The organism is Burkholderia sp. AU32262 (genome assembly GCF_020419985.1).
Classification (GTDB): Bacteria; Pseudomonadota; Gammaproteobacteria; order Burkholderiales; family Burkholderiaceae; genus Burkholderia; species Burkholderia semiarida.
Genome location: NZ_JAIZRS010000001.1, coordinates 265,816 through 292,392 on the forward strand (window position 1 = coordinate 265,816; position 26,577 = coordinate 292,392).

General features: G+C 68.3%; 23 protein-coding genes and 1 pseudogene. 14 read left to right on the top strand and 10 right to left on the bottom strand.

What is annotated here, in order from left to right; all coding sequences use genetic code 11:
• Positions 1 to 20 precede the first annotated feature (20 nt).
• Positions 21 to 1,265 (bottom strand): sarcosine oxidase subunit beta family protein, encoded by a 1,245-nt coding sequence (locus tag LGN10_RS01105; protein ID WP_226221280.1) that lies wholly within the window; start codon positions 1,263 to 1,265, stop codon positions 21 to 23.
• 15 nt (positions 1,266 to 1,280) lie between these two features.
• Complete coding sequence (locus LGN10_RS01110) at positions 1,281 to 2,666, bottom strand: L-serine ammonia-lyase (RefSeq protein WP_059575392.1); 1,386 nt, start codon at positions 2,664 to 2,666, stop codon at positions 1,281 to 1,283.
• A gap of 286 nt (positions 2,667 to 2,952) precedes the next feature.
• On the opposite strand from LGN10_RS01110, the gene LGN10_RS01115 reads away from it, so the two are divergent.
• From LGN10_RS01115 to denD, 8 genes are all read left to right on the top strand, one after another.
• On the top strand, positions 2,953 to 4,026 hold the full coding sequence (locus LGN10_RS01115; protein ID WP_059643859.1) for a GlxA family transcriptional regulator: 1,074 nt from the start codon (positions 2,953 to 2,955) through the stop codon (positions 4,024 to 4,026).
• 190 nt (positions 4,027 to 4,216) lie between these two features.
• Entirely contained in the window at positions 4,217 to 4,921 is a 705-nt protein-coding gene (locus LGN10_RS01120; protein ID WP_059575396.1) for a FadR/GntR family transcriptional regulator, read from the top strand.
• Between the two features lie 58 nt (positions 4,922 to 4,979).
• Positions 4,980 to 5,870 carry an L-threonate dehydrogenase gene (gene ltnD, locus LGN10_RS01125; protein WP_059575397.1) on the top strand — a complete coding sequence of 297 codons (891 nt, stop codon included), beginning with the start codon at positions 4,980 to 4,982 and terminating at the stop codon, positions 5,868 to 5,870.
• A gap of 19 nt (positions 5,871 to 5,889) precedes the next feature.
• On the top strand, positions 5,890 to 7,188 hold the full coding sequence (gene otnK / locus LGN10_RS01130) for a 3-oxo-tetronate kinase (protein WP_226221281.1): 1,299 nt from the start codon (positions 5,890 to 5,892) through the stop codon (positions 7,186 to 7,188).
• Complete coding sequence (locus tag LGN10_RS01135) at positions 7,185 to 7,826, top strand: aldolase (protein WP_413227131.1); 642 nt, start codon at positions 7,185 to 7,187, stop codon at positions 7,824 to 7,826. The genes otnK and LGN10_RS01135 overlap by 4 nt, the downstream gene beginning before the upstream one ends.
• A 122-nt stretch (positions 7,827 to 7,948) precedes the next feature.
• Positions 7,949 to 9,274: an MFS transporter gene (locus tag LGN10_RS01140; RefSeq protein WP_124658473.1), complete on the top strand. Its 1,326-nt coding sequence runs from the start codon at positions 7,949 to 7,951 to the stop codon at positions 9,272 to 9,274.
• Between the two features lie 67 nt (positions 9,275 to 9,341).
• Positions 9,342 to 10,118 carry a 2-oxo-tetronate isomerase gene (gene otnI / locus LGN10_RS01145; protein ID WP_226221285.1) on the top strand — a complete coding sequence of 259 codons (777 nt, stop codon included), beginning with the start codon at positions 9,342 to 9,344 and terminating at the stop codon, positions 10,116 to 10,118.
• A 28-nt stretch (positions 10,119 to 10,146) separates the two neighbouring features.
• Positions 10,147 to 11,118 carry a D-erythronate dehydrogenase gene (gene denD, locus LGN10_RS01150; RefSeq protein ID WP_226221287.1) on the top strand — a complete coding sequence of 324 codons (972 nt, stop codon included), beginning with the start codon at positions 10,147 to 10,149 and terminating at the stop codon, positions 11,116 to 11,118.
• Positions 11,119 to 11,334: 216 nt separating this feature from the next.
• Here the strand turns inward: denD and LGN10_RS01155 are convergent, their stop codons facing one another.
• Positions 11,335 to 11,610, bottom strand: a complete 276-nt coding sequence (locus LGN10_RS01155) for a DUF4148 domain-containing protein (protein WP_060314128.1) — start codon at positions 11,608 to 11,610, stop codon at positions 11,335 to 11,337.
• Positions 11,611 to 11,681: 71 nt separating this feature from the next.
• Complete coding sequence (locus LGN10_RS01160; protein ID WP_059575591.1) at positions 11,682 to 12,026, bottom strand: DUF4148 domain-containing protein; 345 nt, start codon at positions 12,024 to 12,026, stop codon at positions 11,682 to 11,684.
• Between the two features lie 211 nt (positions 12,027 to 12,237).
• Between LGN10_RS01160 and LGN10_RS01165 the strand changes: the two genes are divergently transcribed.
• The 3 genes from LGN10_RS01165 (at position 12,238) to LGN10_RS01175 (ending at position 14,532) form a co-directional block, all read left to right on the top strand.
• Positions 12,238 to 12,927 (top strand): aspartyl/asparaginyl beta-hydroxylase domain-containing protein, encoded by a 690-nt coding sequence (locus LGN10_RS01165; protein WP_226221289.1) that lies wholly within the window; start codon positions 12,238 to 12,240, stop codon positions 12,925 to 12,927.
• 112 nt (positions 12,928 to 13,039) lie between these two features.
• On the top strand, positions 13,040 to 13,309 hold the full coding sequence (locus tag LGN10_RS01170) for a MoaD/ThiS family protein (RefSeq protein WP_104012525.1): 270 nt from the start codon (positions 13,040 to 13,042) through the stop codon (positions 13,307 to 13,309).
• 74 nt (positions 13,310 to 13,383) lie between these two features.
• Positions 13,384 to 14,532, top strand: a complete 1,149-nt coding sequence (locus tag LGN10_RS01175; protein ID WP_226221291.1) for a WD40/YVTN/BNR-like repeat-containing protein — start codon at positions 13,384 to 13,386, stop codon at positions 14,530 to 14,532.
• Here the strand turns inward: LGN10_RS01175 and LGN10_RS01180 are convergent.
• On the bottom strand, positions 14,519 to 15,463 hold the full coding sequence (locus LGN10_RS01180; protein ID WP_226221293.1) for a LysR substrate-binding domain-containing protein: 945 nt from the start codon (positions 15,461 to 15,463) through the stop codon (positions 14,519 to 14,521). The two genes, LGN10_RS01175 and LGN10_RS01180, sit on opposite strands and share 14 nt — an antisense overlap.
• A gap of 146 nt (positions 15,464 to 15,609) precedes the next feature.
• Here LGN10_RS01180 and LGN10_RS01185 point away from each other — a divergent pair, with 146 nt between their 5' ends.
• Positions 15,610 to 16,035, top strand: a complete 426-nt coding sequence (locus tag LGN10_RS01185; RefSeq protein ID WP_226221297.1) for a PACE efflux transporter — start codon at positions 15,610 to 15,612, stop codon at positions 16,033 to 16,035.
• A gap of 8 nt (positions 16,036 to 16,043) precedes the next feature.
• On the opposite strand, the gene LGN10_RS01190 is transcribed toward LGN10_RS01185, so the two are convergent.
• The 5 genes from LGN10_RS01190 to LGN10_RS01210 all read right to left on the bottom strand — a co-directional run bounded on the left by LGN10_RS01190 (position 16,044) and on the right by LGN10_RS01210 (position 21,199).
• Complete coding sequence (locus LGN10_RS01190; RefSeq protein ID WP_226221300.1) at positions 16,044 to 16,670, bottom strand: trimeric intracellular cation channel family protein; 627 nt, start codon at positions 16,668 to 16,670, stop codon at positions 16,044 to 16,046.
• 312 nt (positions 16,671 to 16,982) lie between these two features.
• The gene (locus LGN10_RS01195) at positions 16,983 to 17,930 is read right to left on the bottom strand and encodes a choline ABC transporter substrate-binding protein (protein WP_060314054.1); all 948 of its coding nucleotides are present in this window, start codon (positions 17,928 to 17,930) and stop codon (positions 16,983 to 16,985) included.
• A gap of 104 nt (positions 17,931 to 18,034) precedes the next feature.
• Positions 18,035 to 19,033 carry a GlxA family transcriptional regulator gene (locus LGN10_RS01200; protein ID WP_226221302.1) on the bottom strand — a complete coding sequence of 333 codons (999 nt, stop codon included), beginning with the start codon at positions 19,031 to 19,033 and terminating at the stop codon, positions 18,035 to 18,037.
• 107 nt (positions 19,034 to 19,140) lie between these two features.
• Positions 19,141 to 20,037 (bottom strand): choline ABC transporter permease subunit, encoded by an 897-nt coding sequence (gene choW, locus LGN10_RS01205; protein WP_059575424.1) that lies wholly within the window; start codon positions 20,035 to 20,037, stop codon positions 19,141 to 19,143.
• Positions 20,030 to 21,199: a quaternary amine ABC transporter ATP-binding protein gene (locus LGN10_RS01210; RefSeq protein WP_059575426.1), complete on the bottom strand. Its 1,170-nt coding sequence runs from the start codon at positions 21,197 to 21,199 to the stop codon at positions 20,030 to 20,032. The genes choW and LGN10_RS01210 overlap by 8 nt, the downstream gene beginning before the upstream one ends.
• Positions 21,200 to 21,805: 606 nt before the next feature.
• On the opposite strand from LGN10_RS01210, the pseudogene LGN10_RS01215 reads away from it, so the two are divergent.
• A pseudogene (locus LGN10_RS01215) lies at positions 21,806 to 25,187 on the top strand (DUF2339 domain-containing protein).
• The gene (locus LGN10_RS01220; RefSeq protein WP_226221304.1) at positions 25,184 to 26,539 is read left to right on the top strand and encodes a DUF3999 domain-containing protein; all 1,356 of its coding nucleotides are present in this window, start codon (positions 25,184 to 25,186) and stop codon (positions 26,537 to 26,539) included. Before LGN10_RS01215 ends, LGN10_RS01220 begins: the two are co-directional and overlap by 4 nt.
• The last annotated feature ends 38 nt before the right edge of the window (positions 26,540 to 26,577 follow it).

Here is a 26,577-nt window from a genome sequence, read left to right on the forward strand (position 1 = left end):
CTTCTCCTTCAGTGCGGTGGTTAGTGCGCGACGGCGGCTGCGCCGTGCTCGTCGATCAGGTGGCCCGTATAGAAGCGGTCGAGCGCGAACGGCGCGTTCAGCGGATGCGGTTCGTCGCGGGCGATCGTGTGCGCGAACACCCAGCCCGAGCCCGGCGTCGCCTTGAAGCCGCCGGTGCCCCAGCCGCAGTTGAAATAGAGGCCCTTCACGTCGGTCTTGGTGATGATCGGGCACGCGTCCGGCGACACGTCGACGATGCCGCCCCACTGGCGGTTCATCCGCACGCGCGAGAACACCGGGAACATCTCGATGATCGCCTGCAGCGTGCTTTCGATGATGTGGAAGCTGCCGCGCTGGCCGAAGCCCGTGTACTGGTCGATACCCGCGCCGATCACGAGGTCGCCCTTGTCGGACTGGCTGATGTATGCGTGCACCGCGTTCGACATGATCACCGAGTTGACCACCGGCTTGATCGGCTCGGACACGAGCGCCTGCAGCGGGTGGCTTTCGATCGACAGGCGGATGCCGGCCATGTCGGCGAGCGTCGTCGTGTTGCCGGCCGCGACCACCGCGACCTTCTTCGCCTTGATGAAACCCTTCACCGTATCGACGCCGACCACCGCGCCGCCTTCGCGGCGAATGCCCGTCACCTGGCAGTTCTGGATGATGTCGACGCCGGCGCGATCCGCGCCGCGCGCGAAGCCCCAGGCCACCGCGTCGTGGCGCGCGACGCCCGCACGGCGCTGGATCGATGCGCCGAGCACGGGGTAGCGGCTGTTCAGGTTGATCGTCGGCTCGATTTCCTTGATTTGCGCGGGCGTCAGGAATTCGGCGTCGACGCCGTTCAGCCGGTTCGCGTTCACGCGGCGCTCGGTGTCGCGCACGTCCTGCAGCGTGTGGGCCAGGTTCATCACGCCGCGCTGGCTGAACATCACGTTGTAGTTCAGATCCTGCGACAGCCCTTCCCACAGCTTCATCGCCTTCTCGTACAGCGCGGCCGATTCGTCCCACAGATAGTTCGAGCGCACGATCGTCGTGTTGCGCGCGGTGTTGCCGCCGCCGATCCAGCCCTTCTCGAGGATCGCGACGTTGGTGATGCCGTGCTCCTTCGCGAGGTAGTAGGCGGTCGCGAGGCCGTGGCCGCCGCCGCCGACGATCACGACGTCGTATTCCTTCTTCGGCTCCGGGCTCTTCCACTGCTTTTCCCAGTTCTCGTGATACGAGAGGCCGTTGCGGAACAGGCTGAATATCGAGTAGCGGCTCATGTTAGTGATCCTTCGTTAGCATTCGATGACGTTCACGGCAAGACCGCCGCGCGACGTTTCCTTGTATTTCGTCTTCATGTCGGCACCCGTCTCGCGCATCGTCTTGATGACCGAATCGAGCGACACGTAGTGCTGGCCGTTACCCTTGAGCGCCATGCGCGACGCGTTCAGCGCCTTGATCGCGCCCATCGCGTTGCGCTCGATGCACGGGATCTGCACGAGCCCGCCCACGGGGTCGCAGGTCATCCCGAGGTTGTGCTCCATGCCGATCTCGGCCGCGTTCTCGACCTGGTCCGGCGTGCCGCCCATCACCGCGGCGAGCGCGGCCGCGGCCATCGAGCACGCGACGCCCACTTCGCCCTGGCAGCCGACTTCCGCGCCGGAGATCGACGCGGTTTCCTTGTAGATGATCCCGATCGCCGCGGCCGTCAGCAGGAATTCGACGATGCCGGCTTCGTTCGAGCCCGGCACGAACTTCACGTAGTAGTGCAGCACCGCGGGGATCACGCCAGCCGCGCCGTTGGTCGGCGCGGTGACGACCCGGCCGCCGGCCGCGTTCTCTTCGTTGACGGCCATCGCATACAGGTTGACCCAGTCGAGCATCGACAGCGGGTCGCGCAGCGACTCTTCCGAACGCGCGCGCAGGCGGCCGTACAGTTCGGCCGCGCGGCGCTTCACGCGCATCGGGCCCGGCAGGTCGCCCTCGACCTTGCAGCCGCGTTCGACGCAAGCAGCCATCGTGCGCCAGATCGCGAGCAGCCCGGCGCGCACTTCGTCGGCAGGGCGCAGCGCGCATTCGTTGCGCAGCATCAGCTCGGCGATCGACAGCCCGTGTTCGCGGCACTGGCGCATCAGGTCGTCACCGGTGCGGAACGGATACGGCACTTCGACGGCCGCGCGCACGCCGTTCACGCGGTCGCCGTCGCGGTTCACGACGAAGCCGCCGCCGACCGAGTAATACTCCTTCTCGACGAGCAGTTGGCCGTGCTCGTCGAATGCCTGGAAGCGCATCCCGTTCGGATGCACGATGCTCGTGCCGCTCATCAGCTTGCGATAGAAGCCGATGTGTTCCTTCTCGTCGAAGCGCACCGTCTGCTTGCCGAGCAGCGACAGCGACTTCTCCGCGCGGATCGCGGCGAGCCGCGGCTCGATCAGGTCCGGATCGATCGTGTCGGGCAGGTGGCCCTCGAGGCCGAGCAGCACGGCCTTGTCGGTGCCGTGGCCCTTGCCGGTCGCGCCGAGCGAGCCGTACAGCTCGACCCGCACGCGGCGCACGAAGCCGAGCAGGTTCGCGTCCTCGACGTGCGACGCGAAGCGGCACGCGGCGATCATCGGGCCGACCGTATGCGAACTGGACGGGCCGATGCCGATCTTGAACAAGTCGAACGCGCTGACGTTCATCTGGCTTCCTTTGGGTTGCATGCGTGAAATGTCGTTGGGCCCCAGTACATCAAAGCGTAAAATCGGCCGATAGAACAAAAACGGCATCGGCGTGGGATAGCGCCGCCAAGCGGCGCACCGGCCGCCCGGAAAGTGCGTTTTGGCGATGGTTCGCGACGGAAAACCACAAGTCCGGCCGCGGCCGATCGGCGACGCTGGCTGCATCCGCGCCGCCTCCGGCAGCCGCAACCCGCAAACAGACTGAAACGAGTGAGACCGCCTGCCCGGCGTGACGAGATTGGCCGCGATGACCCCCGACGTACCCGCTTCCCCCCTCGCAGAACCCGCGCCGCGGCGCATCCGCTTCGGCATCGTGCTGCTGCCGAACTTCACGCTGACGGCCTTCTCCGGCTTCGTCGACATGCTGCGGCTGTCGGCCGACGACGGCGACTACAGCAAGCCCGTGCGCTGCGCATGGAGCGTGATCGGCGAGACGCTCGCGCCGGTGCGCGCGAGCTGCGGGATCCAGATCACGCCGTGGGAGACGTTCGACGCGGCCGAGCCGTTCGACTACGTGGTGGTAGTCGGCGGCTTGCTGCATTCGGGGCCGCAGGCCGGCCCTGAAACGCTCGACTTCATCCGCCGCGCGGCGACGGGCGGCGCGACGGTCGTCGGCATCTGCACGGGCGTGTTCGCGCTGATGCGCGCCGGCGTGCTCGACGGCTACCGCACCTGCGTGAGCTGGTTCCATTACTGGGATTTCATCGAACGCTTCCCGTCCGCCGATCCCGACCTGCTGATCGCCGACCGCCTGTTCGTGATCGACCGGCGCCGGATCACGTGCTCGGGCGGTCGCGCATCGATCGACGTCGCCGCCGCGATCCTGCTGCGCCATTTCGATCACGCGACCGTGCAGAAGGCGCTGCGCATCCTGCTCGTCGGCGAGATGCAGAAAGGCAATGCGCCGCAACCGCATCCGCCGGGCCTCGAGCCGGCGACACACCCGAAGGTCAAGCGCGCGATTCTTCTGATGGAACAGCACGTCGGGCGCGCGCTGCCGCTCGAGGAACTCGCGTGCAAGCTCGACCTGTCGACGCGGCAGCTCGAGCGGCTGTTCAAGGCCGAGACCGGCAAGAGCCCGCAGGCCTTCGCGAAGCAGGTGCGGCTGCGCACGGCCGCGTGGCTGCTGACGAGCTCGGACCGCACCGTCGCCGATATCGCATCGAGCTGCGGATTCGCCGATGCGTCGCACCTCGGGCGCGAATTCCGCAAGCAGTTCGGCGTGCCGCCGGCGACCTATCGCGAGCGCGGCGGCGACGTGGCTGAAGTGGCCGCGATGCCCGATGCGTCGGCCGACCCGGTCGAGGACATCGCCGACTGACCGCTCCAAGGGTGCGCGCCCTTTCCTGACCGATGCGGAACCGCGCATGTTCGCATCGGTTTAGGCGCGATTTGGAACCGGTTCCAACCAATTTAGCCGACGTTATTCGCTGCAAAGCGCGGGTTATCCCGGATGCTGATGTTCGCTCAAATTTGTATGATGACCACATCACCTTACAAACCAGAGCATCATGTTCGAGAAAATTCCGGCCCGCGCGATGAGCGACCATGTCGCGCAGCAACTGCTCAAGCAGATCGAAGTGGGCAGCTTCTCGGCCACCGGCAAGCTGCCGACCGAGGCCGTGCTCGCGCAGGAATTCGGCGTGAGCCGCACCGTGATCCGCGAGGCGATCTCGCGGCTGAAGAACGAAGGCGTGGTCGAGCCGCGCCAGGGCAGCGGCGTGTTCGTGAACCAGCACGGCGCGATCCGGCCGCTGCGGATCGACTACGCGGAAGCCGTCGAGGCAAGCTCGCTGCCGCATCTGCTCGCGGTGCGCCGCGCGATCGAGGCCGAAGTCGCCGCCGAAGCCGCGCTGCACCACACCGACGACGACATGGCCGACATCGACGACGCGCTGCGCAAGATCGACGAAGCGGTGGCCGAAGGGCGCGACGGCGTCGCGGAAGACGTCGCGTTCCACCGCACGATCGCGGCCGTCACCGGCAATCCGTATTTCCTGAAGACGCTGCAGTTCCTGAACCAGTATCTCGAAGCCGGCGTGAAGGTCACGCGCAGCAACGAAGCGACGCGCGAGGATTTCTCGCGCCAGGTGCGCGACGAACACGCGGCGATCGCCGACGCGATCCGCGCGCGCGACCCGATGGCCGCCCGCAACGCGGCGCGAACGCACATGTACAACGCCGCCCGCCGTCTCGCGGAAGCCGGCATCTGCTGAAGCCGGCGGCGCCCGCCGCCGTTGTCCAGAACCTCTACCGAATCGATCAAGGTTGACCATGTCACGAAATGTTGGAGTCATCGGCCTCGGCGCGATGGGCCTCGGCGTCGCCCGTTCGCTGTTGCGCGCCGGCCTGCGCGTGCACGCATGCGACGTGCGCGACACCGTGCTGCAGGCGTTCGCCGCCGAAGGCGGCATCGCGTGCGCGACGCCGGCCGAACTGGGTGCGCGGTGCGACGTCGTCGTCACGCTCGTCGTCAATGCCGCGCAAACGGAAACGGTGCTGTTCGGCGAACACGGCGCGGTCGCGGCGATGAAGCCGGGCGGCGTCGTGATCGCGAGCGCGACCGTCGCGCCCGAATTCGCGGTCGCGCTCGGCGCACGCATCGAGGCCGCCGGCCTGCAGATGCTCGACGCGCCGGTGTCCGGCGGCGCCGCGCGCGCGGCCTCCGGCGAGATGACGATGATGACGTCGGGCCCGGCCGCCGCGTATGCGGGCTGCGAGGACGTGCTCGCCGCGATCGCCGGCAAGGTGTACCGCCTGGGCGATGCGCACGGCATCGGCTCGAAAGTGAAGATCATCAACCAGTTGCTGGCCGGCGTGCATATCGCGGCCGCCGCCGAGGCGATGGCGCTGGGCCTGCGCGAAGGTGTCGATGCCGACGCGCTGTACGACGTGATCACGCACAGCGCCGGCAATTCGTGGATGTTCGAGAACCGCGTGCCGCACATCCTGAACGGCGACTACACGCCGCTGTCGGCCGTCGACATCTTCGTGAAGGATCTCGGCCTCGTGCTCGACACCGCGCGCCGCAGCAAATTCCCGCTGCCGCTGTCGGCCACCGCGCACCAGATGTTCATGAGCGCATCGAGCGCCGGCCACGGCGGCGAGGACGATTCCGCCGTGATCAAGACTTTCCCCGGCATCACGCTGCCGCCCGCCCGCTGATTCGAACGACGTGCCTGCCATGACCGCTTCCGCTTCCCGTCCCCTGCTCGGCTGCATCGCCGACGATTTCACCGGCGCGACCGATCTCGCGAACATGCTCGTCAAGAGCGGCATGCGCACCGTGCAGACGATCGGCGTGCCCGCCGACGGCGCCGCCGCCGACACGATCGTCGACGCCGACGCGATCGTCGTCGCGCTGAAGTCGCGCACGATCCCCGCCGCCGACGCCGTCGCGCAATCGCTCGCCGCGTACGAATGGTTGCGCGCGCAAGGGTGCCGCCAGTTCTTCTTCAAGTACTGCTCGACGTTCGATTCGACCGACGCGGGCAACATCGGGCCAGTGGCCGACGCGCTGCTCGATGCGGCCGGCGGCGACTTCACGATCGCGTGCCCGGCGTTCCCGGAGAACGGCCGCACGATCTATCGCGGCCACCTGTTCGTCGGCGACGTGCTGCTGAACGAATCGGGGATGGAAAATCATCCGCTCACGCCGATGACGGACGCGAACCTCGTGCGCGTGCTGCAACGGCAGACGCAGTCCGCGGTCGGCCTGATCCGCTACGATACGATCGCGCTCGGCGCGGCCGCCGTGCGCGCGCGGATCGACCAGTTGCGCGCGGAAGGCGCGCGTTTCGCGATCGCCGACGCGCTGTCGGACCGCGATCTCTACGTGCTCGGCGAAGCGTGCGCGGGCCTGCCGCTCGTCACCGGCGGCTCGGGCATCGCGCTCGGCCTGCCCGCGAATTTCCGCCGCGCGGAGCAATTGCCCGAGCGCGACAACGCGGCGTCGCTGCCGCGCATCGAAGGCCCGTCGGCCGTACTCGCCGGCAGCGCATCGAAAGCCACCAACGCGCAGGTCGCCGCATGGCGCGCGGCGCGGCCGAGCTTCCGCATCGATCCGCTCGCGGCATCGCGCGGCGAACCCGTCGTCGACCAGGCGCTCGCCTTTGCGCGCTCGCACCTGCCGCAGCCCGTGCTGATCTACGCGACCGCGACGCCCGACGAAGTGAAGGCCGTGCAGCAAACGCTCGGCGTCGAAGCGGCCGGCCATCTCGTCGAAAGCACGCTCGCGGCGATCGCGCGCGGGCTGCGCGCACTCGGCGTGCGCAAGTTCGTCGTCGCCGGCGGCGAGACGTCCGGCGCGGTCGTGCAGGCGCTCGACGTGAAGTCGCTGCAGATCGGCGCGCAGATCGATCCGGGCGTACCGGCCACCGCCACCATCGATGCGCAGCCGCTCGGCCTCGCGCTGAAATCCGGCAATTTCGGCACCACGGACTTTTTCGACAAGGCGCTGCGCGCGCTCGACGGAGCCGCATGATGAGCGACGAAGCAAAACTGCGCGAAGAGATCTGCGTGATCGGCGCGAGCCTGTATGCGCGCGGCCATGCGGTCGGCAGCGCCGGCAACATCAGCGCGCGTCTGGATGACGGCTGGCTGATCACGCCGACCGACGCGTGCCTCGGGCGGCTCGATCCGAACGACATCGCGAAGGTCGGGACCGACGGTCAGCCCGTATCGGGCGGCAAGCCGTCGAAGACGCTCGCGCTGCATCGCGGCATCTACGCGCGCAATGCCGAAGCGAACGGCGTCGTCCACACGCATTCGACGCATCTGGTCGCGTTGACGCTCGCGGGCGTGTGGCGCGACACCGACGTGCTGCCGCCGATCACGCCGTACTACGTGATGAAGGTCGGCCACATTCCGCTGATCCGTTACCGTCGCCCGGGCAACCCGGCCGTCGCGGCCGAAGTCGCGGCGCTGGCCGACCGGGTGCGCGGCGTGCTGCTCGACCGCCTCGGCCCCGTGATGTGGGGGTCATCGGTGTCGCACGCGTCATATGCGCTCGAGGAGCTGGAGGAAACGGCGCGGCTGTGGCTGATGACGCAACCGAAACCCGAGCCGCTGTCCGACGCCGCGCTCGACGAACTGCGCGAGACCTTCGGCGCGCGCTGGTAACGCGCCGCCGCACGGATCACGCACTGCTTCCCATGCCCGCCGTGTGCGCGGGCCCTTCCGTCAGCACACACACGATCCGGCGGCGTACGCGCCGCAGGCACACAATAGTCCAGGAGACGACGATGACTGCTCTCGACGCGGCCGCAAGCCGCTCGCCCGCCGCGGCCGCCCAATCGGGCGAACTCGACCGCACCTACAAGAAAGTGTTCTGGCGCATCGTGCCGTTCCTGATGCTCTGCTACGTGGTCGCGTATCTCGACCGCGTGAACGTCGGCTTCGCCAAGCTGCAGATGTCGCAGGATCTCGCGTTCAGCGAAACCGTGTTCGGGCTCGGCGCGGGGATTTTCTTTCTTGGCTACTTTCTATTCGAACTGCCAAGCAACCTGCTGATGCACCGCATTGGCGCGCGCATCTGGATCGCGCGGATCATGATCACGTGGGGCCTGCTGTCCGCGCTGTTCGCGTTCGTGAAGACGCCGACGCAGTTCTACGTGCTGCGCTTCCTGCTCGGCCTCGCGGAAGCCGGCTTCTATCCGGGCGTGATCCTGTACCTCACCTACTGGTTCCCGTCGCATCGCCGCGCGAAGATCATCGCGGTGTTCATGTCCGCGATTCCGGTGTCGGGCATCTTCGGCAACCCGCTGTCGGGCTGGATCATGGAGCGCTTCCACGGCGGCTCGGGTTTCCACGGCTGGCAATGGATGTTCATGATCGAAGCCGTGCCGGCCGTGCTCGTCGGCATCGCGACGATCCTGTATCTCGACAACAGCATCCGCGGCGCGAAGTGGCTCGACGAGCGCGAGAAGCAATTGCTCGAAGACGAAATCGCCGCGCAGCCGCAGGAACAGCAGCAGCACGGCCATTCGCTGAAGGCCGTGTTCTCGGACCCGCGCATGTGGTGGATGTCGCTGATCTACTTCGCGTTCGTCACCGGCCAGTACGGGCTCACGTTCTGGATGCCGACGCTCGTGAAATCGACCGGCATCACCGACACGCTGCAGATCGGCCTGCTGTCGGCGATTCCGTTCGTCGTCGCGATCGTCGTGATGAACGTCTTCGGCCACAGCGCGGACAAGCGCCGCGAACGCCGCTGGCACCTGATCGTGCCGGCGCTGATGGGTGCGATCGGGTTTGCGGTCGCCGCGTCGTACTCGCACAATACGGCGGTTTCGATCGTGTTCCTGTCGCTCGCGGCGGGCGGCGTGCTGACCTGCGCGCCGCTGTTCTGGTCGCTGCCGACCGCATTTCTCGCAGGCTCCGCGGCCGCAGCCGGGATCGCGATCATCAACTCGGTCGGCAACCTCGCCGGTTTCGCGAGCCCGTACGTGATCGGCTACCTGAAGGACGTCACGCACAGCACCGCCTCCGGCATGTACGTGCTCGCGGCGATGCTCGTGATCGGCGCGATCGCCGTGTGGCTCACGCCCGCCAAACTCGTGAACCGCTGATCCGGCCGCCGTCATTCGACGCGGGGCGCGCGGCGCCCCGCCCCATTCATACACAGGACCCGCTGCCATGCCACGCTTCGCCGCCAACCTCTCGATGATGTACACCGAGCATGCGTTCCTCGAACGCTTCGCCGCTGCCGCCCACGACGGCTTCAAGGCCGTCGAGTACCTGTTTCCGTACGACTTCGCGGCCGAGGACATCCGCGCGCGCCTCGACGCGCACGGCCTCGAACAGGCGCTGTTCAACGCGCCGCCGGGCGACTGGGCCGCGGGCGAACGCGGCATTGCATCGCTGCCGGGCCGCGAGGACGAATTCCGCCGCGGCATCGACCAGGCGCTCGACTATGCGCGCGTGATCGGCAACAAGAAGCTGCACGTGATGGCCGGCATGGTGCCGCAGGGCGCCGACCGCGCGCGCCATCGCGACACCTATCTGGCGAACCTGCGCCATGCCGCGCAGGCCGCCGCCGCGCACGGCATCACGATCCTGATCGAGCCGATCAACCAGCGCGACATGCCCGGCTATTTCCTGAGCCGCCAGGACGACGCGCAGGCGATCCGCGCGGAAGTCGGCGCGCCGAACGTGAAGGTGCAGTTCGACTGCTACCACTGCCAGATCGTCGAAGGCGATCTCGCGATGAAGCTCAAGCGCGATTTCGCGGGCATCGGCCATATCCAGATCGCGGGCGTGCCGGAACGCCACGAGCCGGATGTCGGCGAACTCAACTACCCGTATCTGTTCGCGCTGATCGACGCGCTCGGCTACGACGGCTGGATCGGCTGCGAGTATCGGCCGAAGGCCGGCACGTCCGAAGGTCTCGGCTGGATCAAGCCGTACCTGTGATTCCCGTATTCCACATAGGGCAACGAACATGAAAGTACTGATCACCGGCGGCGCCGGCTTTCTCGGCCAGCGTCTCGCGCGCAAGCTGCTCGAGCGCGGCGAACTCACCGGCCCCGACGGCCGTATCGAGAAGATCGACGAACTGGTGCTGCTCGACGTCGTCAAGGGCAGCGATTTCGGCGACGCGCGCGTGACGTCGATCGTCGGCGACATCGCCGATCGCGCGGTGCTCGACAGCGCGATCGACACGCAGACGGGCGCGATCTTCCACCTCGCGGCGATCGTCAGCGGGCAGGCCGAAGCCGACTTCGATCTCGGCATGCGGATCAACCTCGACGCGTCGCGCACGCTGCTCGAAGTGTGCCGCGCACGCGGCCACCGGCCGCGCGTCGTGTTCACGAGCTCCGTCGCGGTATACGGCGGCACGCTGCCCGACGTCGTGCAGGACGACACCGCGCTGAATCCGCAATCGTCGTACGGCGCCGAGAAGGCGATCGCCGAACTGCTGCTGTGCGACTACGCGCGGCGCGGCTTCGTCGACGGCCGCGTGCTGCGGCTGCCGACGATCAGCGTACGGCCCGGCCGCCCGAACGCGGCCGCGTCGTCGTTCGCAAGCGGCATCATCCGCGAGCCGCTGAACGGCGAGGAAAGCGTGTGCCCGGTGCCGGGCTCGACGCGGCTGTGGCTGCTGTCGCCGCGCGGCGCGATCGACGCGCTCGTCGCCGGATGCGAAATCGACGGAGCGAAGCTCGGCAGCAAGCGCGTGATCAACCTGCCGGGGCTGTCGGTGTCGGTCGACGAGATGATCGCGGCGCTGCGCGAAGTCGCGGGCGACGAGGTCGTGAAGCTGATCCGCCACGTGCCCGACGAACGCGTCGAGAAGATCGTCGGCAGTTGGCCGGGCCGCTGGGATACGTCGCGCGCGGAAGCGCTCGGGCTGAAGGGCGACACGTCGTTCGCGGACGTGATCCGCAGCCATATCGCGGACGAACGGCGCTGATTTGCGGCGCGCCGGGCCGCATCGACGCGGCCCGGGCGTTTTTTCGACGCGCGACGACGCGCGTCGCACCACACCCGCCTGCATGAAGCGCGCATCGGCGCCGCGATGACGCCGCACCACCGCTCCCCACGATTCGTCTCCGCGCGACACGCTGCGCGCGTGCCTCGCTCTGTCGCAATGCCGACGGCCTCGCGCAATACGGGTACATGTCGGCACCTAGTTGGCGACCTGCGCCGGCATGCCGGGTCCGGCCTCCGGTGCGGCGGACGCCGCCATCCGCGCCCGGTCCTGCTCGGCGAGCTTCGCTTGAGCGGCCTGGATATCGGCCGGATACGCGCCGTCGTCACCCTTCGCCGGGTCGTACCCGGCCGCTTCGACGCGCATCAGTTCGTCCCGAACCTGCGCACGCGTCAGCGGCGCGGCCGCTTGCGCGAATGCCGACTGACCGGCGATCGTACCGACCATCATCAGTACTGCGATATAAATTTTCATCATGAACTCCTTCAATGTGACGTAGCGATCAACCACGGGACATGCGTGACCTGCGGAGGCAGGCGGATGGATCAGCTTCCGAAATAGATCGCGCAGAAGCTCGCGGGGCCGACGCATGCGGCGGCGCCTCGACGCGGCGACGTCGCCGCCGGCTTGCCCGCTTCGGACGACGTGGCCGGATCGCCGCCGACGGCCGTGCTGGCCTGACGCTCCGGCATCCGTTCGGCCTGCTGCTGGAACAGCGGGCTCACGTCCGGATACGACGTATCGGTCACGAAGCGCAGTCCGTTGTTTTCGGCATCGATCAGTTCCTGCCGGACCTGCTCGCGCGTGAGCGCCTGTGCCGACGCTTGCGTCGCGACACCTGCGAGAGAAATCGCCGCCACCGTGGCGGCCACCAGCCAGTGCGTGTTCATGTTCCACTCCTTCATCAGTCAATGAGACGACGTGCTACACGCGTATGACGACGGAGGAACGCGGTTTATTCCCGGCCTTTCCATTCGCACCTGCCGGACCTTCACCGAACTGTCATTCATTCGTCAGCCGGCGTAACCTGACGTAACGCAATGCCCGCCGTGCTTCGGGCAGACTGATCACCTCTTCATCCGGGCCACCCGTCGATCGACCATGTCCGCCGCTTACGACCATGCAGCCGCCCTGCTGCGCACGCTGTACGACCGCCATATCGACAGCGGCGCGGTGCTCGACGCGGCCGCATTCCCGGATGCCGAGCGTTTCGTGCGCGCATGGCCCGCGATCCGCGCGGAGGCGCTCGACGTCGCACGCGACATGCCGCGCATCCCGCGCTTTCACGAAATCATGCGCGAGCAGTACGACATCTCGGCCAACGACGCACGCGACTGGCGCATGTTCATCATGCAGGCGTACGGCCAGCCGTTCGTGCGCAACCTGTCGCGCTGCCCGACCGTCGCGTCGCTCGTCGCGGCGTCCCCGGACGTGTTGTCAGCATCGCTGTCGTTCCTCGCGCCCGGCAAACACATCCCGCCGCATCGCGGGCCGTTTCGCGGCATCCTGCGCGGTTATCTCGTGCTGTCGATGCCGCAGCGCGCGGACGGCACGCCGGCCGCCGTGCTGAAGGTCGACGGCCGCGAATACCGGCTTGACGAAGGCCGCTTCCTGCTGTGGGACGACACGTTCACGCACGAGGTGTGGAACGACAGCGACGCCGTGCGGATCGTGCTGCTGCTCGATATCCGCCGGCGCGGGATGCCGCGCTGGCTCACGTGGCTGTCGAATGCGGTGATCGGCGTCGTGCGGCTCGGGATCCGGATCAGGGGGCGGTCGATTCCGGTTTAGCCGCCGCCACCCCGCGCGCGCCGCGCACGGCGGCTCCGTTCCGCCTTTCGGCGCCCGCCGGATCGCCTACACTACAAGCCGTCCCTTCGTGCGGCTCCTGCCAGCTACCGCCATGGCGCACCTCTTTTTCGCCGCGTCGATCCAGCGGCATGTCGAAACGCCCGAGCGCGACATCGACGCGCATACGGTCGGCGAAGCATTCGACACCATTTTCAGCGAGCAGCCGCGGCTGCGCGGCTACATCGTCGACGACCAGGGCGCGCTGCGAAAGCACCTGTCGGTATTCATCGACGGCCAGCCGATCCGCGACCGGCAGCATCTGTCCGATGCGCTCGGCGACGCCAGCCGCGTGTATGTCGTGCAGGCGCTGACGGGCGGATAAAGGGACCGATGTACGGGCGCATCCCCGATACCAAACGCCGTCGCGCCAAGGCGGACCATCCGGAGACACTGCACATGAACGATCGACTGCTCGTCGCCACCCGCAAGGGCCTGTTCGTCCTGCAACCAGACGGTCATGGCGGCTGGACGCTCGGCGAACCGCATTTCATCGGCGAGCCCGTCAGCATGGCGCTCGCCGACCCGCGCGACGGCACGCTGTATGCGGCGCTCAATCTCGGCCATTTCGGCGTGAAACTGCATCGCCTGCGCGCAGGCGCCACCGACTGGGAGGAATGTGCAGCCCCGGTTTATCCGCCGCAGCCCGCCGACGCGTCGCCGACCCGTGCCGATCCGCACGCAGGCAGCGGCGACACCGACGACGAGCCTGCCGGGTCGCCGCAGCCGCCGTGGACCCTTCAGCAAATCTGGTCGCTCGAAACCGGCGGCACGGACGAGCCCGGCGTGCTGTGGGCCGGCACGATTCCCGGCGGCCTGTTCCGTTCCGACGATCACGGCGATTCGTGGGCACTCAACCGCCCGCTGTGGGATCGCCCCGAACGCGCCGAATGGGGCGGCGGCGGGTACGACGCGCCGGGCATCCATTCGGTGATGGTCGATCCGCGCGACAGCCGGCACGTTGCCGTCGGCATCTCGTGCGGCGGCGTGTGGCAGACCGCGGACGGCGGCGCGACGTGGCGCGTGACCGCGGAAGGCATGGAAGCCGACTACATGCCGCCCGAGCGACGCGGCGAACCGAACATGCAGGACCCGCACCGCGTCGTGCAGTGCGCGGCCAATCCGGACGTGCTGTGGACGCAGCATCACTGCGCGATCTTCCGCTCGACCGACGGCGGCGAACACTGGCGGCGGATCGAAGCACAACCGTCGAGCTTCGGTTTCGCGGTGGCCGCGCATCCGCACGAACCGGATACCGCGTGGTTCGTGCCGGCCGTGAAGGACGCGTGCCGGATTCCGGTGAACGGCCGGTTCGTCGTCACGCGTACGCGCGACGGCGGCCGCAGTTTCGAGAGCCTGTCGAACGGATTGCCGGCCGCGCCCGCGTACGACCTCGTGTACCGGCACGGGCTCGCGGTGGACGATTCCGGCACGCGCCTCGCGATGGCGTCGACGACCGGCGGGCTATGGACGTCCGATGATGGCGGCGAGCGCTGGCAGCAGGTATCGGCGCATTTGCCGCCGGTGTATTGCGTCAGGTTCGGGTAGCGGCGCGGTGCTCGTCCGGCGCCATCCGCGCCACCGCATCGCGCGTCCGTGCGATTTCGGCTTCGAGCCAGTCGAGAAACCGCCTGACCTGCGGCTCGCGCTCGCGCCCCGGCCGGCACAACGCGACGAAGCGCGCACCGTCGAGCCGCACCGTGGGCTCGATCGGCATCAACGCGCCGCGCTCGACATGCTCGGCGGCCAGCACCGAGCTGAGCAGCGCGATACCCTGCCCGTGCAGCACGGCCTGCAACGCGTAATGCTCGTCGTCGTAATGGCGAAACACCGCGCGTTCGAGCCACGCTTCTCGCCCCGCCGCACGACACCACGACGCCCAGTCGACCGACACCGGCAGCGGCGTATCCCACACGGTCTCGATCAGGTCGAGCGGCGCGTCCGCGCGATGCGCATCGAACCCGGCGGCCGCATACGCGCCGAAATACTCGTCGATCAACGCTATCTCGTGCAGCGCGGGAAACGTGCGCGACGTCGCGCGAATCGCGAGATCGACGCGTGCATCGCGTTCGAGATCGACGAGCGCATTCCCTGTTTCGACCTTGATGTGCAGGTGCGGATCGACGCGTCGAAACGCGCCGAGACGCGGAATCAGCCACATCGCCGCAAACGCGGGCGTGGTGGTCAGCACGAGCGGGCGCTCGTCGGCCGCATCGGGACGCACCGCATCGAGCCCGCGGCTCAATGCCAGCAACGCATCGTGACTCGCGCGAAACAGCCGCTCGCCTTCTTCCGTCAGCCGCACGCCGCCTGCGCCGCGCTCGAACAGCAGCACGCCGACGCGGCTCTCGAGCGACTTGATCTGGTGCGACACGGCAGCCGGCGTCACGGACAGCTCGTCTGCGGCGGCCTTGAACGTGCCGAGCCGCGCCGACGATTCGAATACACGCAATGCGGTCAGGGGAATTTTCGAGAACACGGGGCCTCGCGGGCCAGATGCGGCCGGGTTGAATTCGATTCAATCGGGGTGAGATTAGGTGAATTGAAGCGGCTGCGCAACGCGACTAGCCTTGCGGGGCGTCGCGGCATGGTGCCGCGACGGTCGACCTCGAACCGGAGGAACCCGTGCAAGGCCTACCGCGCAGCATCACACAGGCGGTGCTCTACGAAGCGATCGCCATTTCCTGCATCTCGCCCGCGATCGCGGCGATCTTCAAGCAGGACCTCGTCTACTCCGGCGCGCTGTCGGCGACGATGTCGGCGATCGCGATGCTGTGGAACATGATCTTCAACGCGCTGTTCGAGCGCTGGGAAGCATCGCGCCGGCAGCCGGCACGTACGCTCGGGCGGCGGATTCTGCACGCGACCGGATTCGAGGGCGGGCTGATCTTCATCCTCGTGCCGGTCGTATCGTGGTGGCTCGACATCTCGTGGTTCGACGCATTCGTCGTCGATATCGGGCTGTTCGCGTTCTTCTTCTGCTACGCGTTCGTGTTCCAGTGGGCGTTCGATCGCGTGTTCGACGTGCCGGCGGCGACGAAGGGGTCGTGAGCCGGGGCCTACGCCCCCGCGGCGATTTTCGGCAACTGCCAGCCGAAACGCACCGCCGCCATCCGCAGCGCGAAGCACGCTAGCCCGCCCAGCAAGGCCGCGACGACGGGCGGGCAACCGAGCCGCCGGCACAGCACGACGACGACCGCGCCGAGCAGCGCCGCGCTCGCGTAGATGTCGGTGACCAGCACGACCGGTATCCGTGCGAGCAGCAGATCGCGCACGACGCCGCCCCCGCAGCCGGTCACGGCGCCCATCAGCGTGGCAATGAACGGGTGGACGCGGAATTCGAGCGCCTTCACCGCGCCCGCGACCGCGAACAGCGCGAGGCCGGCCGCATCGAGCATCGTCAGCAGCGACGGCGAGAACGACGCGACCCGCGCATGGAACACGAATGCGAACAGCCCGGCCGCGAACGCGAGCGCCGGATAACGCCAGTCGCTCACGGCGCTCGGCGGGCGGGCGCCGATCAGCAGGTCGCGAATCACGCCGCCGCCGAGCGCGACGACGAGCGACAGCACCATCACCCCGAACAGGTCGAGTCCGGCGCCGATCGCCGCATTGGCGCCCTCGATCGCGAACACCGCCGTGCCCGCGAGATCCGCCGCGAGCACGACTTGTTCGATGCGCTTCATGCGAATGAACGGCCGACGTACCGGATTGTCCGGTCGCAGCCTGTGTCGGCCGAAACGGTCGCGCCATTCGGCCGCGTGCCGGCTGCGTGTTGCCGTCCGGATGCATCAAGCGGGTTGCGGATCATTGCCGTCTCCTCGATCGGGGATCGAGCAGTATAGGGCCTGTTCACGCTAATAACGGGCTTGCGCTGGCCGTCGGCGCGAGCGTGAAGCGGGCAGCAAAAAGCCGGCGCAAGCAGGTCACCCCGCTTACGCCGGCTCAACATTCAGGTCAGGCTTCGCGCCGCGGCCGCCCAGCCCGACACGTCACCGTCAATGCGCGCCGAGATACGCCTTCACCGCCGGCAGGCCCGGCTTGCCGTCGATCGTCGTCACGCCGGCCAGCCACTTGTCGAGCGCCTCCGGGTTCGCCTTCAGCCACGCGGCGGCGGCCTTGTTCGGGTCCTGCTTGTTCATGATCGGCACCATCACGTGGTTCTCGATCGCCGTCGTGAACTGCAGGTTCGACACGAACTTCGCGACGTTCGGGCAGCGCTGCGCGTAGTCGGGCGGCGTCGCCGTCAGCACCTTCGCTTCGCCGTAGTTCGGGCCGAACACGTCGTCGCCGCCGGTCAGGTAGTCGATCTTCATCTGCACGTTCATCGGATGCGGTTCCCAGCCGAGGAACACGATCCACTGCTTGTCGCGGATGGCGCGATTCACCTCGACCAGCATCCCGGCCTCGCTCGACTCGACCAGCTTGAACTTGCCGAGGCCGAACTGGTTGCCGTCGATCATCTTCTTGATCAGCGCATTGCCGTCGTTGCCCGGTTCGATCCCGTAGATCTTGCCGTTGAGCTTGTCCGCGTACTTCTGGATGTCCGCGAACGACTTCAGGCCGCCCTGGTACACGTAGTCGGGCACCGCGAGCGTGTATTTCGCGCCGGTCAGGTTCGGCGTCGCGAGCACCTTGATCGTGCCGGCCTTCGTGAACGGCTGGATGATCGGGTCCATCGTCGGCGACCAGTAGCCGAGGAACACGTCGATCTGCTTGCTCTTGATCCCCGCGAACGTGATCGGCACCGACGCGATCGTCTTCGTCGGGTTGTAGCCGAGCCCCTGCAGCATCGTCGACGCGAGGCCCGTGGTCGCCGCGATGTCGGACCAACCGACATCCGCGAAGCGCACGTTCTTGCACACGGGCGGATCGGCCGCATAAACGGCCGACATCGGCGCGGTCATCCCGATTCCGCACACCGCTGCGATCAATAGGCGCTTCATCTTGCTTCTCCTCAAAGTGATGTCGTTTGCTTGAATGCGGGATCGTTTGTTGAAGCCGCGCGCCGCGATCCCGGCGACGTCGCGGACCGTCCGATTGCCCCGGCTCAGCGCCCCGGCAGCCGGCGCTCGTAGCTCGGCGCATGGCCGAACTGCGCGCGGTATGCCTTGCTGAAATGACACGGCGAATGAAAGCCGCAGACCGCCGTCACGCGTGCGATCGACGCATCGGTCGTGCGCAGCAGGTCGCGTGCGCGCTTCAGGCGCAGCGTCAGGTAATAGTGGGTCGGCGACACGTTCAGGTACACCTTGAACATGCGCTGCAGATGCCGCTGCGACAACCGCACGAGCCGCGCGAGTTCCTCGAGCGACAGCGGCTCCTCGATGTTCGCCTCCATCAGCCGCACGACCTCGATCAGCTCCGCGCGCGAGAAGCCGACCCGCGCATCGACGGGAATCGGCTGCGTATCGGTGGAGCTGCGGATGCGCTCGAGGATGAACTGCTCGGAGACCTGCGCGGCCAGTTGCTGGCCGAACCGCATGCCGACGAGGTTCAGCATCAGGTCGAGCGGAGCGGTGCCGCCGGTGCAGGTCAGCCGGTCGCGATCGACGACGAACAACTCGTCGGCGAAACCCACCTGCGGAAATTCGGAATGCAGCGCGGACAGGTTCTCCCAGTGCACGGTGCAGCGATAGCCGTCGAGCAGCCCGCTCGACATCAGCGCGTACGCGCCCGTGCAGATGCCGCCGAGCGGCAGCCCGCGCTCGGCGAGCGCCGTGAGCGTATCGCGCGCGCCGTCGTCGACCACGTCGCGGATGCGGATGCCGCCGCACACGATCATCACGTCGGGCAGGTCGTCGTAGTCGAGCGCTTGCGTGGGCCGCACCGCGATGCCGTTGCTGGCATGCGCGGGGGCGCCGTCGAGCGAGTAGATCGACCACTTGTAGTGATCCGCCCGCCCGACGTAGTTCGCCATCCGAAGCACTTCGACCGCGCTCGAGAACGCGATCATCGAGAAGTTCGGCAGCGTCAGAAAGCCGAAATGGGCGAGGGACGAAACCGGTGAAACGCAGGCGGCGGGCGCGACAGCGACGGCGGACGTCACATCGGTCTCCTGGCGAGGAGGTTGCAGAAGGTCAGCCCTGCGGCTTGCGCCGCGGGAGCCGTTATCCATTCAGGGTGAGCGGCCGGCGCGTTGCCGGCCGCCGGAGATCAGGCCTGCGCGGGCGAAGCCTTCACGCGAAAGAGCTGCTTGAGGCCCGAGAACAGCGGCGCCTTCGCGGTGCCCGGCGCGCGGCCGAAGCTCTCGGTGATGCGGTCGAGAATGATCGCGAGCAGCACGACCGACAGACCGCTTTCGAAGCCGAGACCGATGTCGAGGCGCTGGATACTCGCGAGCACGTCGTTGCCGAGGCCGCCCGCGCCGACCATCGACGCGATGATCACCATCGACAGCGCCATCATGATCGTCTGGTTCACGCCCTGCATGATCGACGGCAGCGCGTTCGGGAACTGCACCTTGTACAGCAGTTGCCACGGCGTGCAGCCGAATGCCTGGCCGGCTTCGACGATCTCGCGGTTCACGTGGCGGATGCCGAGGCTCGTGAGGCGCACCGCCGGCGGCATCGCGAAGATCACCGTCGACAGGATCCCCGGCACGCGGCCGAGACCGAACAGCATCGCGGCCGGAATCAGGTAGACGAAGGCCGGCATCGTCTGCATCAGGTCGAGGATCGGACGCACGATCGCGGCCACCCACTTGCTCTTCGCGGCCCAGATCCCGAGCGGGATGCCGAGCACGAGGCTGATGATCGTCGACGACAGCGTGAGGCCGAGCGTGATGACCGTCTGGTCCCAGAAGCCCGTCGCGAAGATCAGCAGCAGCGACGCGGTCGTGAACAGCGCGAAGCGCCAGCCCACCCGCCACAGCCCGACGCCGATGAAGATCGCCATCATCAGCCACATCGGGATCGCCTGCAGGCCATGCTCGACGAATGCGGCGAGCCCTTCGATCGCTTGACCGATCGCGTCGAACGTCTTCGCGTCGTGGTCGAGCAGGTAGTGAACGGACTGGTCGACCCAGGTACCGAGCGGAATCATTTCAGACATGGGAGCCTCGCGAACGCGTGATGGCCTTCAGGATGAGCGCACGATCGACCGAGCCGCAGTAGCAGCCGTCGTCGTCGACGACGGGCAATGCATTCGGGCTCGCGACGACGCGCGCGACGACATGTTCGAGCGACGCATCGCGCCGGATGCTTTCGATCGGCCGCACCGACGGCGTGTCCTGACCGAGCGCCTCGCGCGTGACGAAGCCGCGAATCTTGCGTGCGGCATCGAGCACGAACGCGTATTCGGCGCTGCCGTTCAGCGACGCCGCGACGTTCGCGGCATCGCACTTCGACACGAGCGGCACGGCGCCCGTCTGCATCAAGTCGCCGGCGGTGAGGTAGCGGCTCGTGTCGATGCCGTCGAAGAACGCGCGCACGTAGTCGTCCGCCGGATTCGCGATGATGTCCTGCGGCGTGCCGACCTGCACGAGGCGGCCGCCTTCCATGATCGCGATGCGGTTGCCGATGCGCAGCGCTTCCTCCAGATCGTGCGACACGAACATGATCGTGCGGCGCTGCTCCTTCTGCAGTTGCAGCAGCACGTCCTGCATTTCGCGGCGCTTGAGCGGATCGAGTGCGGAGAACGCCTCGTCCATGATCATCAGCGACGGGTTCACGGCGAGCGCGCGGGCGAGGCCGACGCGCTGCTGCATGCCGCCCGACAGCTCGGACGGCAGCTTGTGTGAAAACGGCGCGAGGCCGACCTGCTCGAGCACTTCCATCGCACGGCGCTCGCGCTCCTTCTTGCCCATGCCCGCGACTTCGAGGCCGAACGCGGCATTCGACACGACGGTGCGATGCGGCATCAGCGCGAACGACTGGAACACCATGCTCATGTCCTTGCGGCGCAGCGCGGTCAGCGCCGAGCGGCGCGCCGACGCGACGTCGAGCCCGTCGATCAGCACCTTGCCGGCGCTTGGATCGACCAGCCGGTTCACGAGGCGGATCAGCGTGGACTTGCCGGAGCCGGACAGGCCCATCAGCACGAAAATTTCGCCTTCCTGCACATCGAAGGAGACGTTGTGCACGCCGACGACCTGACCGGTGCGCTTGAGCACATCGTCCTTCGTCGCGCCGGCGGCGAGCATGTCGAGCGCCTGCTGGGGATTGCTTCCAAACACCTTGCACAGACCTTCGACCACAACCTTGGGGGCATCCATCGAAACCTTCTCCTCGTGTAGCGGGGACTCGCGCTTGTCATAGCGTGCCTACATAGTTGCCAGAAAAAACCCCGACCTGCCGACGAATTACGACAAACGCTTGCGCAAATACGACACGGCCGGCGGCCCCGCCCGGCGGGCCGCGCAGCCGATTGCGGCGGCGCAATACGCGCACGGCCCGCAACGGCGGGCATTCCGCGCCGGACTTGTGCGCAGCAACGCGGCGCGCATCACATGAGGTTTTGCGCCAGCGCGTATCGCGCTCGCGTCGTTTTGCGACAAGTTCACGTCCGTTCCGGCGTCGATTCGTTCAGACGAAAACGCGCACTGCATTCGTCGGTAAAAAGCATGACCGTGCAGAAAGCCGGATGGCGACACCGGACGGCGCACGCCGCGATACCACGCCAACCCCGCAAATCGGAGCATGCGCGCTGTGATACATTCCCCGCAAACACGCCAATCGCGACGCCGTCGCGGGCCTTTCGCACGAGGGCCCCGCCGTACGACGCGCGCATGCCGGTTCGCCTGCCGGCCGTGCTGAAACCGCCTCGATCCGGTGCGATCCTCGATCGAAGGACGATAACGATAGTGAGAGGGAGCAAGGCGTTGAACTGGGCATTCGCCGTAATCGGCTTCATCGTGGGCGGCATCGCCGCCTTGATCGGGGATTTCTCGGCCGGAAGCGGCTCGCTGCTCGGGGCCGCCGTCGGGTTCTGCGTCGGGCATGCGCTGCGGCAAAGCAAGCTCCGTCACGCGCCCGTCGCGCCCGATTCATTCGCGATCTCCGCGGCGCCGCCTCCCACCCCGTTACCCCTCGCCGATCGCGTCGCGCGCCTCGAAGCCACCGTCGACACGCTCACGCGCGAACTCGATTCGCTGCGCGCGCAACTGGCGGGCACGAAGGTCGGCGCGGCGGCCTCGGGCGGCCTCGCGCAAACGGCGTCGGCCGGCGCCTCCACGCCGCTACCGGCCCACGTTCCGGCCACGCCCACGCAACAACCTGCCGCCGCACCGGTCGACACACCGGCATCGGCTTCGACGCCGGCACCCGCAGCGGCCCCCGCACCGGCAACCACGGCACGCACCGCCACGGCATCCGCTCACGCCCACACCACCGCCAGCGCGCCCGCCACCGCGAGCCGCCCTGCCCCACCCGAACCGCCTGCGCCGCGCGAACCCGGCATCGCCGAACGCGCGTTCGGCGCCGCGCGCGACTGGCTGCTCGGCGGCAACACGGTCGTGCGTGTCGGGATCATCGTGCTGTTCTTCGGCGTCGCGTTCCTGCTCAAGTACGCGGCCGACAACGACATGCTGCCGATCGAATTCCGCCTCGCAGGCACGGCGCTCGCCGCGGCCGCGCTGCTCGCGATCGGCTGGCGCGTGCGAGCGCGCCGCGCCGCATACGGTCTCGTGCTGCAAGGCGGCGGCGTCGGCATCCTGTACCTGACGATCTTCGCCGCGACCAAGCTTTATGCGCTGCTGCCCGTCGGCGCCGCGTTCCCGCTGATGGTCGCGATCTGCGCGCTGAGCGCGTTCCTCGCGGTGCGGCAGAACGCGCTGCCGCTCGCGTTCATGGGCAGCGCGGGCGGCTTCCTCGCACCGATCCTGCTGTCGACCGGCCAAGGCAACCATGTCGCGCTGTTCAGCTACTACGCACTGCTGAACGCGGGCATTTTCGCGATCGCGTGGTTCAAGGCCTGGCGCCCGCTGAACCTGCTCGGCTTCGTGTTCACGTTCACGATCGGCTCCGCGTGGGGCGTGACGGCCTATCGCCCCGCGCTGTTCGCGAGCACCGAGCCGTTCCTCGTCCTGTTCTTCCTGATGTATGTCGGTATCGCGCTGCTGTATGCGGTGAAACGCGAACTCGCGCTGCGGCACTACGTGGACGGCACGCTCGTGTTCGGCACGCCGATCGTCGCGACCGCGCTGCAGGCGTCGCTCGTGAAAGGCATGCCGTTCGCGCTCGCGTGGAGCGCGGTCGCGCTGTCGGCGTTCTACGTCGCGGTCGCCGCATGGCTCGCGCGGCGCCGCGACCGCCTCGGGCTGCTGTTCGAATCGATGCTCGCGCTCGCGGTCATCTTCGCGACGCTCGCGGTACCGCTCGCGTTCTCGGGGCCGACGACCAGCGCCGCGTGGGCCATCGAAGGCGCGGCCGTCGTGTGGCTCGGCGTGCGCCAGAAACGCCTGCTCGCATTCGGCTTCGGGCTGCTGATGCAACTCGCCGCGGCAGGCGCGTTCTTCACGAGCCTGCTCGCGCCGGCCGACGCGACCGCGCTGCCGGTGCTCAACGGCCCGACCATCGCGATGCTGCTGATCGCGCTCGCCGGCCTGTTCACCGGCTGGTGGCTGCACGGGCGCGGCGAAGCGCGCGCATGGCACGCATGGATGCCCGAGATCGGCGTCGCGGCCGCCGCGTGGGGGCTGCTGTGGTGGGTCAGCGGCGGGCTGCACGAGATCCTGGTCCACGCAAGCCGCCACGTCGACCTGCATGCCGATCGCTTCGTCGTCGATACGACCGCACTGTTCGCGGCCGGTACCGCGTGGCTCGCGCACGCCACGCGCCGCCGGCTCGCATGGCCGCTCGCCGAATGGCCCGCGCTCGCGCTCACGCCGGTGCTGGCGCTGCTCGCGCTGCGCGCGTTCGATGCGCACGAAGCGCCGCTGTCGGGCATGGGTGCGTTCGCGTGGCCGCTGGCCGTTGGTGCGGGGCTCGCGCTGCTGTGGCGCCAGTCGCGCGACACGGGCCGCGCCGCTGCCGCGAACGACGCGGCGCCGGCCGTTGCAGCAGGCATCCTCGCGCCGCTGCATACGCTGACGTTCTGGACCCTGTGCGGGCTGCTCTCGCTCGAAGGCTTCTGGCGCCTGCACGCGTTCGTCCCCGAAGGCGCATGGAGCTGGAGCGCATGGGCATACGGATTCGGCGCGCTGCTCCTGCTCGTGTCGGGCCCCGGCTCGCGCCTGCGCTGGCCCGTCGCGGCGTTCCCGCGCGCGTATCAGGTGTGGGGGGGGGGCCGCGCCGCTCGCCGCGCTGCTGTGGCTGTGGAGCCTCGCCAGCACGGTCAGCGACGGCGACGCAGCGCCGCTCTTCTGGGTGCCGCTGCTCAATCCGCTCGACGTCGCGCAGGGTCTCGTGTTCGTCGCCTTCGCCGCGTGGCTGCGCCGCCTGAAAACGCTCGGCATCGCGTGGCATCCGCGCGTCGTCGACTATGCGGCGATCGCGACCGTGTTCCTGTGGTTCAACGCGCTGATGCTGCGCACGCTGCATCACCGCTTCCACCTGGGCTACGACATCGACACCGTGGTCTCGTCGTTCGGCGTCCAGCAGGTGTTCATGGTCGGCTGGAGCCTGTTCGCGTTCGCCGGGATGTGGCTCACACGCCGCGACGGCATCGCCCGTCTCTGCGCGTTCGCGTCGCTGCCGCTGATCGTCGTGATGTGGGCGTGGACGTTCTACGCGAACTTCACGCAGGACGGCGGAAGCTGGGCGCGCGTGCCGCTGTTCAATCCGCTCGATCTCGTGCTCGCGGTCGTCTACGCGCTCGCCGCGTCGTGGTTCGTGCGCGCGCGCAAGCTCGGCTGGTCGTTCGGCAGGTACCGCGTCGAGCTGCTGGGTGCGGCCGGCGCGACCGGCTTCCTGTGGCTGAACGCGATCCTGCTGCGCACGCTGCATCACTGGGCCGGCGTGCCGTATGAATTCCGCGCGATGGCCGAATCGACGCTCGTGCAGGCGTCGGTATCCGTGTACTGGACGGTCTGCGCGCTCGCGATCGCGATCTGGGCCACGCGCCGCGGGTTGCGGCCGCTGTGGTTCGTCGGCGCCGCGCTGCTCGCGCTCACGGTCGTCAAGCTGTTCCTGTTCGACCTGTCGCATGTCACCGGCATCGAGCGCATCGTGTCGTTCATCGGCATCGGCGTGCTGCTGCTGTTGATCGGCTATTTCTCGCCGTTGCCGCCGAAGGCAGCCGCGCAACAGGACGGCCGGCCATGAAACGATTCGCCGCCCTGCTCGGGCTGAGCCTGTTCGCGTCGTTCGCGGCGGCCGGCGATGCCCCGAACGCAGCCCGCGTCGCGCAGCGCTTCGCGCTCGACCTCGACGGCAGCGCCGCGTACTACCAGCTCACCGTGCCGCAGCCCGTGTATGCGGCGAGCCGGCGCGACGATCTCGGCGACGTGCGCATCTTCAACGGCGCGGGCGAGCCAGTGCCGTACTCGCTCGACGCGGCCGCCGCCGCGCCTGCCGTGCCGCCGTCCCGCACGCCGGTGCACTGGTTTCCGCTGCCGCCCGCCCGCGCCGGGAACGCCAACGCGCCGCTCGGCGTGACGGTCGGCCCGGACGGCGCGCTGCGCGCGGCCGTCGCGACGCCTTCGCGCACCACGCACGGCGCGGACCTCGTCGATCTGTCGCATACCGACGGCAGCATCGATGCGCTGCTCGTGCACGTGAGCGACGACACCTACCAGGGGCGTGTGTCCGTCGAAGCCAGCGACGACCTGCGCAGTTGGCGGCCGCTCGGCAGCACGCAGTTGCTGAAGGCCGGCCGCGGCAGCGACATGCTGGTGCAGGAGCGCATCGCGCTCGACGGCGCCGCGCCGCGCTACCTGCGGCTGGACTGGCTCGACGACGCGCCTGCGATCGCGTCGATCGACGTCGAGACGCATCCGCGCGACGCTCGCGGCACCGATACGGCATCCGCGCCGCGTCAGTGGCGCGACGCCGTGCGGGTACGCGCCGGCAGTGCGCCGGGCGAGTATCTGTTCGACACCGATGGCGCGTATCCGGTCGACCGCGTGCGCATCGGCCTGCCGCAACCGAACACCGTCGCACGCGCGGCGCTGCAAAGCCGTGCCGACGCACAGGCGCCGTGGCGCGACGTCGCGGGCGCCGTGCTGTTCCGGCTGCAGGGCAAGGGCGGCGAGCAGCGCAATCCGCCGCTCGAGTTCGTCGCGAATACGGACCGCACATGGCGAATCGTCGTCGACATGCGCAACGGCGGGCTCGGCGGCGGGCAGCCGGCCGTCGCGATCGGCTGGCATCCGGCCGCGCTGACCTTCGTCGCGCGCGGCGCGCCGCCGTTTACGCTCGGCGTCGGCGACGCGTCGCTCGGGTCGTCGGCCGTGAGCCGCGACGCACTGCTGGTCGGCATGGCGCCCGAAGTACGGCCCGCGCGCGTCGGCGCGGCGCTGGCGGCGTCGGCGGTCGCGCCGGTGGCCGCCGCCGACACGGACGCTGCGCGCCGCTACGTGCTGTGGGGCGCGCTGGTGGTGGCGGTCGGCATGCTCGGCACGATCGCGTGGCGCCTTGCGAAAGGCGGCGGCGACGCCCGCGGCCGCGACGAGTGACGTACGCAAGCAGTTGCGTGCCGCTTGGCGCGCCGTTC

What these genes read in the sequence shown, in the direction of transcription:
- choW (WP_059575424.1), bottom strand. Translation starts at nt 20,037, where the DNA reads ATGTCTGAAATGATTCCGCTCGGTACCTGGGTCGACCAGTCCGTTCAC.
- LGN10_RS01155 (WP_060314128.1), bottom strand. Translation starts at nt 11,610, where the DNA reads ATGAAAATTTATATCGCAGTACTGATGATGGTCGGTACGATCGCCGGT.
- LGN10_RS01220 (WP_226221304.1), top strand. Translation starts at nt 25,184, where the DNA reads ATGAAACGATTCGCCGCCCTGCTCGGGCTGAGCCTGTTCGCGTCGTTC.
- otnI (WP_226221285.1), top strand. Translation starts at nt 9,342, where the DNA reads ATGCCACGCTTCGCCGCCAACCTCTCGATGATGTACACCGAGCATGCG.
- LGN10_RS01195 (WP_060314054.1), bottom strand. Translation starts at nt 17,930, where the DNA reads ATGAAGCGCCTATTGATCGCAGCGGTGTGCGGAATCGGGATGACCGCG.
- LGN10_RS01210 (WP_059575426.1), bottom strand. Translation starts at nt 21,199, where the DNA reads ATGGATGCCCCCAAGGTTGTGGTCGAAGGTCTGTGCAAGGTGTTTGGA.
- LGN10_RS01110 (WP_059575392.1), bottom strand. Translation starts at nt 2,666, where the DNA reads ATGAACGTCAGCGCGTTCGACTTGTTCAAGATCGGCATCGGCCCGTCC.
- LGN10_RS01160 (WP_059575591.1), bottom strand. Translation starts at nt 12,026, where the DNA reads ATGAACACGCACTGGCTGGTGGCCGCCACGGTGGCGGCGATTTCTCTC.
- LGN10_RS01140 (WP_124658473.1), top strand. Translation starts at nt 7,949, where the DNA reads ATGACTGCTCTCGACGCGGCCGCAAGCCGCTCGCCCGCCGCGGCCGCC.
- ltnD (WP_059575397.1), top strand. Translation starts at nt 4,980, where the DNA reads ATGTCACGAAATGTTGGAGTCATCGGCCTCGGCGCGATGGGCCTCGGC.
- LGN10_RS01190 (WP_226221300.1), bottom strand. Translation starts at nt 16,670, where the DNA reads ATGAAGCGCATCGAACAAGTCGTGCTCGCGGCGGATCTCGCGGGCACG.
- LGN10_RS01165 (WP_226221289.1), top strand. Translation starts at nt 12,238, where the DNA reads ATGTCCGCCGCTTACGACCATGCAGCCGCCCTGCTGCGCACGCTGTAC.
- LGN10_RS01170 (WP_104012525.1), top strand. Translation starts at nt 13,040, where the DNA reads ATGGCGCACCTCTTTTTCGCCGCGTCGATCCAGCGGCATGTCGAAACG.
- LGN10_RS01105 (WP_226221280.1), bottom strand. Translation starts at nt 1,265, where the DNA reads ATGAGCCGCTACTCGATATTCAGCCTGTTCCGCAACGGCCTCTCGTAT.
- denD (WP_226221287.1), top strand. Translation starts at nt 10,147, where the DNA reads ATGAAAGTACTGATCACCGGCGGCGCCGGCTTTCTCGGCCAGCGTCTC.
- LGN10_RS01135 (WP_413227131.1), top strand. Translation starts at nt 7,185, where the DNA reads ATGATGAGCGACGAAGCAAAACTGCGCGAAGAGATCTGCGTGATCGGC.
- LGN10_RS01175 (WP_226221291.1), top strand. Translation starts at nt 13,384, where the DNA reads ATGAACGATCGACTGCTCGTCGCCACCCGCAAGGGCCTGTTCGTCCTG.
- otnK (WP_226221281.1), top strand. Translation starts at nt 5,890, where the DNA reads ATGACCGCTTCCGCTTCCCGTCCCCTGCTCGGCTGCATCGCCGACGAT.
- LGN10_RS01115 (WP_059643859.1), top strand. Translation starts at nt 2,953, where the DNA reads ATGACCCCCGACGTACCCGCTTCCCCCCTCGCAGAACCCGCGCCGCGG.
- LGN10_RS01120 (WP_059575396.1), top strand. Translation starts at nt 4,217, where the DNA reads ATGTTCGAGAAAATTCCGGCCCGCGCGATGAGCGACCATGTCGCGCAG.